A 14,200-nucleotide genomic window follows, 5' to 3' on the forward strand; every position below is an offset into this window, starting at 1 on the left:
AAATTATAATTTAAAAGTATATTCCAAAAACATATTATGTCAAAAATAGCCACATTAGAAATTGACGGTAAAAAATTTGAATTCCCTGTTATTCAAGGAAGTGAAAACGAAGTAGCCATAGATATTAGTAAATTAAGAGATGTATCTGGAGTAATTACCCTTGACCCAGGTTATAAAAATTCTGGTGCTTGTAAAAGTGAAATCACTTTTTTGGATGGTGAGCTAGGTATTTTAAGATACAGAGGATATTCAATTGAAGAATTAGCGGAGAAATCTCATTTTTTAGAAGTGTCCTATTTGATAATTTTTGGAGAATTGCCTTCTGCAGAACGATTGGTTCAATTTGAAAATGATATTAGAAGATTTACATTGGTAAATGAAGAGATGAAAAACATCATTGATGGTTTTCCTAAAACTGCTCATCCAATGGGGGTATTGTCTGCTTTGACAAGTGCATTGACTGCGTTTAATCCAAAATCGGTTAATGTTGAGAATGAAAAAGAAATGTATGAGACAGTATGTAAAACGATTGGAAAATTTTTAGTAATAGCGACTTGGACCTATAGAAAAAGTATGGGATATCCTTTAAATTATTACGACAATACAATTGGTTATGTAGAGAACTTTATGAATTTGATGTTTAAGTTGCCTACAGGCCCTTATACAGCAAATCCTATTGTTATAGATGCCTTAGATAAATTATTTATCCTTCATGCCGATCATGAACAAAACTGTTCTACATCTACTGTTAGAATGGTAGGTTCATCGCATGCGGGGCTTTTTGCTTCCATATCGGCTGGTGTTTCTGCCTTATGGGGGCCATTACACGGAGGTGCTAACCAAGCAGTTCTTGAGATGTTAGAGGAAATTCACGCTACTGGAGGTGATGCAGATAAGTATTTGGCAAAAGCCAAAGATAAAAATGATCCTTTTAGATTAATGGGTTTTGGTCATAGAGTATATAAAAACTTTGATCCAAGAGCTAAAATTATCAAAAAAGCAGCAGACGAAGTACTTTCGACTTTGGGAGTAAATGATCCAATTCTTGAAATTGCAAAGAAATTAGAAATGTCTGCTTTAGAAGATGAATATTTCAAATCAAGAAACTTATATCCAAATGTAGATTTTTATTCTGGAATTATTTACAGAGCTTTGGGGATTCCAACAGATATGTTTACCGTATTGTTTGCAATAGGTAGATTACCAGGTTGGATAGCGCAATGGAAAGAAATGAGAGAGAATAAAGAGCCAATAGGAAGACCAAGACAAGTATATACAGGTCATCCTTTGAGAGATTATCCTAAGTCATAAAACTTTTTTAGATTAATAAAGCTTCACCATTTGGTGAAGCTTTTTTTTTATCTTTGACAAAAGTTGACAAAAATGCTAGAATTAAATATAAAAAATGAAACTTCAAGATTAAGGATTGTAGTGTTAGGTTCGGCCATTAATAACGGACCAACACCAAAAGTAGAAGAAGCCTATGATCCTAAATCATTAGAGCATATTTTAGCTAATACCTATCCGCTAGAAGTTGATATGGTCGTCGAAATGGAAGCCTTCAATTCCGTATTAAAAAAATATGGAGTAACCGTTTTGCGTCCTGAAACGATAGAAAATTACAATCAGATTTTTGCAAGAGATATAGGTTTTGTAATAGATGATATCTTTATTAAGTCTAATATTTTGCCAGATAGAGAACGCGAATTAGAGGCTATTCAATATGTAATTGATAGAATGAATCCCTCAAAAGTTGTTCGCCCACCCGAAGAAGTGCATATAGAAGGAGGTGATGTGATGCTCTGGAATGATTATGTTTTTATTGGCACTTATAAAGGAAGTGATTACAAAGATTATATAACGGCCAGAACCAATTGGCAAGGAGTGCAGTATATAAAAGAACTGTTTCCTAATAAAATTGTGAAAGAATTTGATTTGGTTAAATCAAAAATCGAAGCACGTGATAATGCATTGCATCTGGATTGTTGTTTTCAGCCAGTGGGTAAAGATAAAGGGATTATTTATAAAAGTGGATTCAGAGAAGAAGCGGACTATATGTTTCTAGTGAATTTATTTGGGAAAGAAAATTTGTTTCATATTACAAGAGACGAAATGTATAATATGAATTCGAATGTATTTTCTATAGATTTGAATGTGGTGGTTTCTGAAAAAAACTTTACGAGATTAAATAATTGGTTGCGAACCAATGGCTTTATTGTTGAAGAAATCCCTTACGCGGAGATTGCCAAACAAGAGGGTTTGTTGCGTTGTTCAACTTTGCCATTAATAAGAGGATAAATGATAAAATGATTGTTGATTTTTGATTAACGATTTTTGATTTCAGATTTGGTGTTGATAAATATTAGATTGTCGATTTTACGAGGTCTATGACATCTGAAATCAAAAATCGTTAATCCTCAATCTAAAATTTCTTAACTTTATAAAATGAATCTTTTAAACTAAATAAAAATATGAAACAAACAACAAACTCCATATTGATGATTCGACCAGTTGCGTTCCGAATGAATGAGCAAACAGCGGTCAATAATTATTATCAAAAAGTTTTAGACGGTCTTTTGCCTGCAACAGTAAATGCAAAAGCACAACAGGAATTTGATGTTTTTGTAGAAAAGCTTCGTGCGGTTGGGGTTGATGTGACTGTAGTCGATGATAAGGAAAATTCAGATACGCCAGACAGTATTTTTCCGAACAACTGGATTTCTTTACATGGGAATGGAGATGTGGCATTATATCCGATGTTTGCAGAGAATCGTCGTCTAGAACGTCGTGAAGATATTTTGGATACGCTAGAGGAGAAGGGATTTGTAATTGATAATATTATGGATTATACCTCGGCAGAAGAAGATGGTTTTTTCTTGGAAGGAACAGGAAGTTTGGTTTTGGATAGAGAAAATGGAAAAGCATATTGTGCCCTTTCTCCTAGAGCCGATGAAGAGTTGTTTATTGAATTTTGTGAAGATTTTGAATTTACTCCCGTAATTTTTGAAGCTTTTCAAACGGTCAATAAAGAACGAAAATTGATTTATCATACCAATGTAATGATGTGCTTAGGCGAGACTTTTGCCGTTATTTGTGCTGATTGTATTGATGATAAAAAAGAACGAAAAATGGTCCTTGACAGCTTAAAAGGAGATGATAAGCAAGTGATTCTGATTACAGAAGAACAAGTGAATAATTTTGCGGGTAACATGCTAGAACTAAAAGGAGCAGATGATAGAAGGTATTTAGTCATGAGTGACTCGGCTTATCAAAGTTTGACTAAAAAGCAAATTGCACAAATCGAAGAACATGTAACGATATTGAGTTCAAGTTTGGATACCATTGAAGCTTGTGGTGGTGGAAGTGCCCGATGTATGATGGCCGAAATTTTCTTGCCTAGAGAATAAAGACAGGACAAAAGGCAAAAGGCAAAAAATCCAAATTCCAATTATAGCGATTAATTGGAATTTGGATTTTTTTCGTTGAATATTTTTGAGTTACGCTATGTTCGCTTTAATTATATTGGTAATCGCACTGATGATGTATTGAATTCCTATAGCGATAACAATAAAACCAACTATTCTAGAAATAGCCACTATTCCAGAAGCACCAAGGATTTTTGCGAGATAATGAGCGCTTCTAAGGATTATAAAGATAACTGCGGCAATGGCAAATATGGCCAATGATGCTATGATGAGTTCATTTGTAGAATTGTGTTCTTGGTAAAAGGCAATCAGCAAAGAAATAGAACCAGGACCGGCCAACATCGGAATTGCCAAAGGGGTTAATGCGATGTCATTTCTTTTTTGAGCATCAGTTTCAGTCTTTTTATTGATTCCTCTTTTTTTATTGAATTTCCCCGAAAGTAAGGAAAACCCAGAACTCACAATGATTAAACCTCCGGCAATTCGTAAAGAATCAATACTAATGCCAAAAAAACTTAAAACATATTGTCCAGCAAAAAAGGAAATAATTAGGATGGCAAATACATTTATAGCAGTCCATAACGAGATTCTTGAGCATTCTTGTTTAGAATCGCCATGTGTCAAACCAACAAATATTGGTACTGTTCCAATAGGGTTTAATACGGAGAATAATGCGGCAAATAAGTAGATAAATAAATCCATGCAGTTTTTGTTTTTACTGTAAAAATACACATTTTTGAATTAATGATTTTAAACTATTGTTAGGTTTTTTGTTTTCTATAATCATTTCACCCTTTCTGGGTTTAGATGAGTTATAGAAACCTGAAAGAGTGAAAGATTATAGAATAATTGACATTTTGATTGTTACGGGTTAAATGCAATATTAGATGCCCACTAGAAACCCTGAAAGGGTGATATGATTATAGAAATAAGTAATTCCATCGTCCCAAAACCCCGAAAGGGGTGGTATTTTTTAAGCACGATACATTGCTATTTTAAAAGAGAATGACCTAGTATCAGCTAATATATAGCAAGTGCTTGATCCTTTTTGATTACTTTTGCATCATATATTGATATAAAATGACAAAAAATAAAAAAACCTTAGTTCTTGGAGCGACAACAAAACCTGAAAAAGCAGCTTTTAAAGCTATTGAAATGTTGGTAGATAAAGGACATTCTGTTCTTGCTTTAGGACAAAATATGGGGGAAGTAGCAGGAGTGAAAATTAAGACCAAGGCAATTCCAATTAAAAACATCGATACGGTAAGTCTTTATATAAATTCAGCACGCCAAAGAGATTATTATAATTATATTGTAGAAGCAAAACCCAAACGTGTGATCTTTAATCCTGGGACAGAAAATCCAGAGTTTTATCAATTGTTGCAATTAAATAACATAAAGGTTGAAGAGGCATGTACGCTGACTTTATTGACCTTAAATAAGTATTGATTAAGAGGAAATAATTGCTGATTTTTGATTAATGATTTTTGAATTAAGATGTAGTAGTCTCCGTAAAATCGACAATCTTAGATATTTACCAACACCAAATCAGAAATCTGCAATCGTTAATCAAAAATCAAAAATCTTAAATCCTTTAGCCTTTGGAATTTTCTTCAAAATTAATAGAAAAAGCAGTTAACGAAATGTCTCAATTGCCAGGAATTGGTAAAAGAACTGCTTTGCGATTGGTTTTGCATATTTTAAAACAACCCAAAGATCAGGCTTCTTTTTTGGCCCAGGCATTAGTCACTATGCGTGAGGAAATCAAATATTGTAACAGTTGCCATAATATATCCGACAGTGAAGTTTGTGAAATTTGTGCCAATGAAAAAAGAAACCACCAAATTATTTGTGTAGTCGAAGATATTCGAGATGTAATGGCAATCGAGAACACAGGGCAATTTAGGGGGATTTATCATGTTTTGGGAGGTAAAATTTCACCGATTGATGGGGTAGGGCCTAGTCAGCTTAACATTAATTCATTGGTAGAGAAAGCCAAGTTGGGTCAGGTTAGTGAGGTAATATTTGCGCTAAGCTCAACAATGGAAGGGGATACGACCAATTTTTATATCTACAAACAAATTGCGAGTTTATCTATTATTGTTTCAACAATTGCCAGGGGAATAGCAGTTGGAGATGAATTAGAATACGCGGATGAAGTGACTCTAGGTAGAAGTATATTGCATAGAGTTCCTTTTGAGAAATCGTTGAAATCCAATTAAATTGTTTATTAAGCGTAATGCTTTTTAAATAGTAATTTTAAAACTATATTTGTTATTAAACTATTGCAAATGAATAAGTATTTTACCTATATATTCTTACTTATAAGTATGTTGTTTACGTCTTGTATTCCAGTAAAGGATTTGGTTTATCTTCAGAAAAAAGGGGATCCTTTAAGTGAAAACACAATTGTTATGGTAGAATCTAAACCTTATCGTTTGCAAACGCATGATGTTTTGAGTATCACCATTAAAGCGGTAGATTCTAAACTAGTGGCTATTTTTAATCCTAGTAATGCTCCTGATGGAACGTCAGGGCAAACAGAGTCTAGTTTGTATTTTGATGGTTTTACGGTTGATGATCATGGGAACATTCGAATTCCAGTTTTGGGGGAGATGAATGTAATGGGGTTTACTCTTGAGGAAGTACGTATTAGCATAGAAAAGCAATTGTTGGCAAACTATTTCAAAGAAAATGCCAATATTTTTGTGGTAGTTAAATTGGCTGGATTTCGATATACCATTAATGGGGAAGTTGGAAGTACAGGTACCAAAACATTGTTTCAGGAAAAAGTGAATGTGATGGAAGCTATTGCAAATGCTGGAGATATATCCACCACAGGAGATAGAAAAGCGGTAACCATTATTAGACAAACACCGAATGGAACCGAGATGAAAGATTTGGATTTAACAAACATCAATGTGATGAATTCTCCGTATTACTTTTTGCAGCCCAATGATTATATTTATGTGAAACCGCTTAGGCAAAAAACATGGGGAACGGGTAGCACAGGAATACAATCTTTAACAACTCTTATTACGCTATTGTCTATAGTAACCACTACTTATTTATTGCTAAAAAATTAAAATCAATTTCAAAAGATGTTAGATATTAATGATTTTACCGTTTTTGAAAATCACACTAGTTTTGATTTTAAGGGATTTTTAATAAAGATATTAAGTTATTGGAAATGGTTTTTAGTATCCATACTTATAACATTAATGATTGCGTATCAGATAAATATACGTAAAGAAAAGATTTATGAAATCGAAACCTTAATTTCAGTAAAAGAAGAAACCAATCCACTTTTTACTTCAAATACAAATCTGGTGTTTAATTGGGGTGGCGCTTCAGATCAAATCCAGACCATTTCGACCACCTTACAATCTCGCTCTCATAATGAGTTGGTGGTAGATAAATTACAATTTTATATTGATTATTTGGTGCAAGGTGAATACAATCTTGTAGATGCTTACGGAGCCGTTCCGTTTTATGTGGATATCGATAAAAAGCAAGGGCAAGTAGCTGGGAATGTTGTCGGAATTAAATTTATAAGTGAAAATGAATACGAAATAAGAATCCCTTTTGAGGGAACTTCTGCGTCATTGATTCATTATTCTGATAATAGTTATAGCAATACTGCCGTTGTTGAGGGGGAATTTGTAAAAAAATATAAAGTGGGAGAGCTGGTTTCTTTGCCTTTTTTGAATTGGAAGTTGCAAATTAAAGACAATCCCGGTTTGTATAAAGGAAATGAATATTTTGTTCGATTTAATGATTTTGACGGCACTGTTTCTAGTTATAGAAATGTAGATGTTAAATCAGACGACAAAGGAGGTTCTATAATCACTTTGGGAATACAAGGGACGAATAAAGCCCGAATGGTTGAATATCTTAATTCGACTGTAAAGATGTTGATCAAAAGGCAATTGGATAGTAAAAATCAATTTGCAACAAATACCATTAATTTTATTGATAGCACACTTGTTGCTATGGAGTCTCAGCTAAAAGAAACGGGTAATGAACTAAAATCGTTTAGGAAAGACAAAAATATTTATGATATTGAAGAAGGAGGAGGAGTCAAATTCTCGGATAAAATTCTTGATTTTGATATAGAGAAAGATGCTGTAAATAGAAAAATAAGCTACTACAATTCTTTAAAAGCCTATTTAAGAAACAGTGTAGATTATTCAAAATTACCTGCGCCTTCAGTAGCTGGAATTGAGGATCCCAATATTGTTGTCAATGTGTCTAAATTAATAGCACTTTCTACCCAAAGATCGGAAATGGCTTATGCTGTAAAAAGTGAAAAAATCTTTAGGGATTTTGATAATCAAATGGAAGCGGTTAAGAATGTTTTATTAGAAAATATAACTACTGCAAAAGCGGCTCTGCAATATGACTTGGCAACAGTAGAGAGTAAAATTAATCAAACAGAAAGCAAGATTAAGCGTCTTCCCGATGATCAACAAGAATTGATAAAAATCAAAAGGAAATACGATCTAAATGATAATATTTACAGTACGTTTCTTCAAAAAAGAAGTGAGGCCGATATTGTAAAAGCAGCCAATTTATCAGATATTCATTTTATTGATCCTGCAAAAGATATTGGAGGAGGACTTATTGGTCCTAAAACGGGTGTAAATTATGTATTAGCTCTGTTTCTTGGATTGCTTCTTCCTTTGTTGGTTATTGTTATTATTTTCTTTATCAACAATACCATTCATAATCCTGAAGACATTAGTAAATTAACCAGTATTCCATTAATTGGGATAATCGGAATGAATACCGACAATACTAATTTGGCTGTTTTTGAAAAACCAAAATCGGCATTGTCAGAGTCTTTTAGGGCTATTCGATCTTCGCTGCAATTTTTATATAAAAAGAGTAATGTTGCTGGGGCAAAAACATTAATGATAACATCCTCGGTGAGTGGAGAAGGAAAAACATTTTGTTCGATAAACATAGCTACTGTATTTGCTTTAAGTGAAAAAAAGACAGTCATTGTTGGATTGGATTTAAGAAAACCAAAGTTGTTTGAAGAGTTTAATTTGAATAATGCACTAGGAGTTGTAAATTATTTAATTAGACAAAAAAGTTTGGACGAGATTGTTAATACTACTTCAATTCCTTTTCTGGATGTTATACTATCAGGTCCTGTACCTCCAAATCCATCAGAGTTGATTATGGGTGATGGAATGAAAGAATTGATAGATGAGCTTAAGACAAAGTACGATTATATTATTTTGGATACTCCGCCGGTAGGTTTGGTGGCGGATTCTCTAGAATTAGCTCAATATTGTGATGTTACTTTATATATTGTACGCCAAAATTTCACCAAGAAAGAAATGATAACGCTATTGAATAATAGATTAAATCGAGGAGAGCTTAACAATACCAGTGTCATTTTGAATGGTTTTGAAAATAAAGCCAAGTATGGTGGAGGTTATGGTTACGGTTACGGTTATGGAAGTGGCAACTATTCAAGTGGATACCATGAGGTTGAAAAAAAGAAAAGTGTTTTTGAAAAAATATTCAGAAAATAATGTCCAGATGGATTATTCTAAATTAATTGGTAATGATAGAAAGTAATAAACAGGCGATATTAATTACGGGAGGTGCAGGATTTATAGGGTCTAATCTATGTGAGTATTTTTTATCCAAAAATTATAAAGTGGTTTGTTTGGATAATTTTGCTACGGGTCATCGTCATAATCTGAAGAATTTCATAAACAACGAAAATTTTAGTTTGATTGAGGGGGATATACGTAATGTAGAAACATGTCAACAAGCAGTACAAGGAATAGATTATGTGTTGCATCAAGCGGCATTGGGCTCTGTACCTAGATCGATCAATGACCCTGTTACCACAAATGATGTCAATGTTTCTGGATTTTTGAATATGCTGGTAGCAGCTAGAGATGCCGATGTAAAGCGATTTGTATATGCGGCAAGTTCGTCAACTTATGGAGATTCTGTGGGATTGCCAAAAGTAGAAGACGTGATTGGGAAACCTCTTTCTCCTTATGCCATTACAAAATATGTAAATGAGTTGTATGCCGAAATTTTTAGTAGAACCTACGGATTGGAGACCATCGGATTGCGTTATTTTAATGTATTTGGTAGAAAACAAGATCCCAACGGGGCTTATGCAGCTGTTATTCCTAAGTTTGTGATGCAATTGATGCAACATGAGAGTCCAAGAATCAATGGTGACGGTAATTATTCGCGAGATTTTACGTACATCGATAACGTTATTCAGATGAATGAATTAGCTATGACTACTGAAAACCAAGAAGCGGTAAACACGGTTTATAATACGGCTTATGGAGATCGGAATACCTTAAATGATTTGATTGGTTATTTGAAAGTATTTTTAGCTCAATACGATCCAGCGATTGCAGAAGTAGCTATTGAATATGGGCCCAACAGAGCGGGAGATATTCCGCATTCGTTGGCAAGTATTGATAAAGCTAAAACGATGTTGGGATATGAACCTAAATTTTCTTTGCAAGAAGGATTGAAGGAAGCCGTGGGCTGGTATTGGGAGAATCTAGTCCGATAGTGTAGAGACGCGATTTATCGCGTCTATGATAAATGTAGAGACGCGATAAATCGCGTCTTTACTCCTAAATGATTAAATTTTATATAGAATATGAAAATTACAAAAATTTGTTGCATCGGAGCAGGATATGTTGGAGGTCCGACGATGGCCGTTATTGCGCAAAAATGCCCTCACATTCAAGTTACAGTTGTAGATTTGAATGCAGAAAGAATTTTAGCTTGGAATGATGAAAATACTGATAATATTCCGATTTATGAGCCGGGATTAGATGCTATCGTAGCCGAAGCAAGAGGGAGAAACTTGTTTTTCTCTACCGAAGTAGATAAGGCAATAGATGAAGCGCAAATTATTTTTATATCGGTAAATACGCCAACGAAAACCTATGGAAAAGGAAAAGGAATGGCAGCCGATCTGAAATATATTGAATTGTGTGCCAGACAAATTGCCAAAGTTGCCAAAAACAGTAAGATTGTTGTAGAGAAATCTACTTTGCCAGTACGAACAGCTGGAGCAATCAAGAGTATTCTGGATACTACTGGAAATGGGGTTCAATTTCAGATTCTCTCTAATCCGGAATTTCTAGCCGAAGGTACCGCTGTTCAGGATTTATTAGATCCTGACCGAATATTGATTGGAGGTGATACGTCGGAAGAAGGACAAAAAGCGATTCAGGCTTTGGTTGATGTGTATTCCAATTGGGTTAGTCCTGAAAAAATATTAACTACTAATGTCTGGTCATCAGAGTTGTCTAAATTAACGGCTAATGCTTTCTTGGCACAAAGAATATCGTCTATAAATGCCATGTCTGAGCTTTGCGAAAAAACAGGTGCCGATGTCAATGAAGTGGCTAAAGCCATAGGAATGGATAGCCGAATTGGATCTAAATTTCTTAAAGCATCGGTAGGATTTGGTGGTTCTTGTTTTCAAAAAGATATTTTGAACTTAGTTTATATTGCGAAATCATATGGATTGAACGAAGTAGCCGATTATTGGGAGCAAGTGATTATCATGAACGATCATCAAAAACGTCGTTTTTCTAATAATATAGTGCAAACGCTTTACAATACCGTTGCCGATAAAAAAATTGCATTTTTGGGTTGGGCTTTCAAGAAGGATACCAATGATACCAGAGAGTCGGCTGCGATATATGTAGCTAATGATTTGATTAACGAACAGGCAAAAATTGCGGTGTATGATCCTAAAGTGTCTAGAAAAAAAATTCTTTCGGACTTGAATTATTTAGAAACTAGAACCGAAGAGGAGAATGCAAATAGTATATTTACTTTTGACGATCCTTATTTGTCTTGTGAAAAAGCTCATGCCATTGCAGTACTTACGGAATGGGACGAATTTGTAAATTATGATTGGCAAAAGATATATGATGGTATGCAAAAACCAGCTTTTATTTTTGATGGAAGAAATATACTCAATAAAACAGAATTGGTGAAAATTGGGTTCGTTTATCAAGCTATCGGATCGTGATATTTTTAAATATATAATAAAAAGTGACTTAAAGTAAGCGTTTTTTATTTAATTGGGTATAACTAAAAATAGTGATTTTTCACTTTTTGGCTGCGATTTTTTTTAAAGATTTTTATGACTGTTAGTTGTTTACAATTACAGTTTTTAAAAATCTTTTTTTTGCCCTATAGAAGGCCTTTTTTTGAATAAAAGGAATTCTTATTTTTTGTACATTTGTGAGCTAAATTCAAAACGGAAATTAACTTTATTATTTGAGTGCTATTCTGAAAATTTGTTTTTATAAATAAAGCTTTTAAATCCAACAATAGTTTAAGAAATTGAATAGAGACATAAAAATTGCAGTAATAGGTTTGGGTTATGTTGGTTTGCCTTTGGCTCGATTGTTTGCTACCCAATTTTCGGTTGTAGGATTTGATATCAATGTGCCAAGAGTTGAAGCGCTACAATCTGGTATGGATAGTACGCTAGAGGTTGATGCAGTAACTTTACAAAAAGTGTTAGTTCAAAAATCAAGTACTGAAAAAGGGTTGTATTGTACTTCGTTAATAGCAGACATAGCCAATTGTAATTATTTTATTGTTACGGTTCCTACTCCAGTTGACAAAAATAACCGTCCCGATTTAACGCCTTTGTTTAAATCAAGTGAAACCGTTGGTTCTGTTTTAAAAAAAGGAGATGTCGTTATTTATGAATCTACAGTATATCCAGGAGTTACCGAAGAGGAATGTGTACCTGTTTTAGAAAAAGTTTCGGGATTGAAATTTAATGTCGATTTCTTTGCGGGGTATTCTCCAGAACGTATTAACCCAGGCGATAAAGAACATACGGTTGAGAAAATTTTAAAAATAACTTCGGGATCCACTCCTGAAATTGGTCAAAAAGTAAACGAATTGTACCAATCGGTTATCATTGCGGGGACACATCTCGCTCCTTCTATAAAAGTGGCTGAGGCTGCCAAGGTAATCGAAAATTCACAACGAGATATCAATATTGCTTTTGTAAATGAATTAGCCAAAATCTTTAATCTTTTAGATATTGATACTGCTGCTGTGCTTAAAGCGGCGGGAACCAAGTGGAATTTTTTACCCTTCAAGCCGGGCTTGGTTGGTGGACATTGTATAGGAGTAGATCCATATTATTTAGCTCAGAAAGCCCAAGAAAAAGGCTATCACCCTGAAATAATATTGGCCGGTCGTCGTTTGAATGACAGTATGGGCGAATATGTGGCTTCGCAAGTAGTGAAACTAATGATCAAAAAAGGAGTGACTATCAATGGGGCTAACTTGTTGATGTTGGGTATTACGTTTAAAGAGAATTGTCCTGATGTTCGCAATACCAAAATCGTGGATGTGATAAAAGCATTAGAAGATTATGGGATTCAAGTGACTATTTTTGACCCTTGGGCCAATCCTTCTGAGGTGGAACACGAATATGGTTTAAAAATGGTAAATAAGGCTCCAAATAATACTTTTGATGCTGTAGTTTTAGGCGTGGCTCATGCCGAATTTTTGGATTTAGACATTAATTCACTACGAAAAAACTGTAGTGTTTTGTATGATGTGAAAGGAGTTTTGACAGAAGGTGTTGATGGAAAACTTTGACAATGTCAAATAGAAAATAGAGAATAGAAAATAGACGGTAGATTTCAGTCAATAGAAAATATAAAACTAAAAAAAATGAAAAAGATACTTATTACAGGAGGAGCGGGGTTTATTGGTTCACATGTCGTAAGACGATTTGTAAAAAACTATCCAGAGTACCAAGTTTTTAATTTGGATGCCTTGACGTATGCAGGGAATTTAGAAAATATTAAGGATATTGAAAATGAGTCGAATTACACTTTTGTAAAAGGAGATATTACAGATGAAAGTTTTATAAATACGTTGTTTCAAGAGCAACAGTTTGATGGAGTCATTCATCTAGCTGCCGAATCGCATGTCGATCGTTCTATTGAAGATCCTTTGGCTTTTGTGAAAACCAACGTGATTGGAACTATGAATTTATTGAACGCTGCCAAAAAGCAATGGTTGGGGAACTTTGAGGGTAAACGTTTTTACCATGTGAGTACCGATGAGGTTTACGGATCACTAGGAGCCGAAGGCTTGTTTACAGAAACTACTGCTTATGATCCTAATTCACCGTATTCGGCTTCTAAAGCAAGTTCGGATCACTTCGTTCGTGCTTATGGGGAAACTTACGGATTGCCGTATGTAATAACCAATTGTTCCAATAATTATGGTCCTTATCATTTTCCAGAGAAATTGATCCCGTTGTTTATCAATAATATCATCAATAATAAACCATTACCGGTTTACGGAGATGGAAACTACACCAGAGATTGGCTGTTTGTAAAAGACCATGCGGTGGCTATCGACTTGGTTTTTCACGATGGAAAAAATCACGAGACGTACAATATTGGCGGGTTTAATGAGTGGAAAAACATTGATTTGGTTAAAGCATTGTGTCAACTTATGGACCAAAAACTAGGTAGAACAGCAGGAGAATCAGCACAGTTAATTACTTACGTAAAAGACAGGCCAGGCCATGATTTGCGTTATGCCATTGATGCCTCAAAAATAAATACCCAATTGGGTTGGAAGCCATCGGTAACTTTCGAACAAGGATTGGAAATCACTATCGATTGGTATTTGAATAATCAAGATTGGTTAAATAATGTGACTTCTGGGGCGTATGCTTCGTATTATGAAAAACAGTATTCATAGAGGAA

The 14,200-nt window shown here is 34.3% G+C and carries 12 protein-coding genes; 11 read left to right on the plus strand and 1 reads right to left on the minus strand.

What is annotated here, in order from left to right; translation table 11 throughout:
* The first annotated feature begins 36 nt into the window (after positions 1-36).
* The 3 genes from FNW52_RS13205 to ctlX all read left to right on the plus strand — a co-directional run bounded on the left by FNW52_RS13205 (position 37) and on the right by ctlX (position 3,407).
* On the plus strand, positions 37-1,311 hold the full coding sequence (locus FNW52_RS13205) for a citrate synthase (protein WP_143377919.1): 1,275 nt from the start codon (positions 37-39) through the stop codon (positions 1,309-1,311).
* Positions 1,312-1,383: 72 nt separating this feature from the next.
* Positions 1,384-2,298 carry a dimethylarginine dimethylaminohydrolase family protein gene (locus FNW52_RS13210; protein ID WP_143377920.1) on the plus strand — a complete coding sequence of 305 codons (915 nt, stop codon included), beginning with the start codon at positions 1,384-1,386 and terminating at the stop codon, positions 2,296-2,298.
* A gap of 173 nt (positions 2,299-2,471) precedes the next feature.
* Entirely contained in the window at positions 2,472-3,407 is a 936-nt protein-coding gene (gene ctlX / locus FNW52_RS13215) for a citrulline utilization hydrolase CtlX (RefSeq protein ID WP_143377921.1), read from the plus strand.
* Between the two features lie 90 nt (positions 3,408-3,497).
* Here ctlX and FNW52_RS13220 read toward each other — a convergent pair whose 3' ends face one another.
* Positions 3,498-4,127 (minus strand): MarC family NAAT transporter, encoded by a 630-nt coding sequence (locus FNW52_RS13220; protein ID WP_143377922.1) that lies wholly within the window; start codon positions 4,125-4,127, stop codon positions 3,498-3,500.
* A 378-nt stretch (positions 4,128-4,505) separates the two neighbouring features.
* On the opposite strand from FNW52_RS13220, the gene FNW52_RS13225 reads away from it, so the two are divergent.
* The 8 genes from FNW52_RS13225 to rfbB all read left to right on the plus strand — a co-directional run bounded on the left by FNW52_RS13225 (position 4,506) and on the right by rfbB (position 14,195).
* Complete coding sequence (locus FNW52_RS13225; protein WP_143377923.1) at positions 4,506-4,874, plus strand: CoA-binding protein; 369 nt, start codon at positions 4,506-4,508, stop codon at positions 4,872-4,874.
* Positions 4,875-5,026: 152 nt separating this feature from the next.
* On the plus strand, positions 5,027-5,647 hold the full coding sequence (gene recR / locus FNW52_RS13230) for a recombination mediator RecR (protein ID WP_143377924.1): 621 nt from the start codon (positions 5,027-5,029) through the stop codon (positions 5,645-5,647).
* A gap of 69 nt (positions 5,648-5,716) precedes the next feature.
* Positions 5,717-6,511, plus strand: a complete 795-nt coding sequence (locus FNW52_RS13235; RefSeq protein WP_143377925.1) for a polysaccharide biosynthesis/export family protein — start codon at positions 5,717-5,719, stop codon at positions 6,509-6,511.
* Positions 6,512-6,526: 15 nt separating this feature from the next.
* A complete protein-coding gene (locus FNW52_RS13240) occupies positions 6,527-8,971 on the plus strand; it encodes a polysaccharide biosynthesis tyrosine autokinase (protein WP_143377926.1) in 2,445 nt (814 codons plus the stop codon).
* 32 nt (positions 8,972-9,003) lie between these two features.
* On the plus strand, positions 9,004-9,990 hold the full coding sequence (locus FNW52_RS13245; RefSeq protein WP_143377927.1) for an SDR family oxidoreductase: 987 nt from the start codon (positions 9,004-9,006) through the stop codon (positions 9,988-9,990).
* A gap of 90 nt (positions 9,991-10,080) precedes the next feature.
* A complete protein-coding gene (locus FNW52_RS13250) occupies positions 10,081-11,472 on the plus strand; it encodes a UDP-glucose 6-dehydrogenase (protein ID WP_143377928.1) in 1,392 nt (463 codons plus the stop codon).
* A gap of 317 nt (positions 11,473-11,789) precedes the next feature.
* Entirely contained in the window at positions 11,790-13,073 is a 1,284-nt protein-coding gene (locus FNW52_RS13255) for a nucleotide sugar dehydrogenase (protein WP_185965979.1), read from the plus strand.
* A gap of 75 nt (positions 13,074-13,148) precedes the next feature.
* Complete coding sequence (rfbB, locus tag FNW52_RS13260) at positions 13,149-14,195, plus strand: dTDP-glucose 4,6-dehydratase (RefSeq protein WP_143377929.1); 1,047 nt, start codon at positions 13,149-13,151, stop codon at positions 14,193-14,195.
* Positions 14,196-14,200 lie beyond the last annotated feature (5 nt).

The organism is Flavobacterium sp. ZT3R18, assembly GCF_007097385.1.
In the GTDB taxonomy this organism is placed as follows: Bacteria; Bacteroidota; Bacteroidia; order Flavobacteriales; family Flavobacteriaceae; genus Flavobacterium.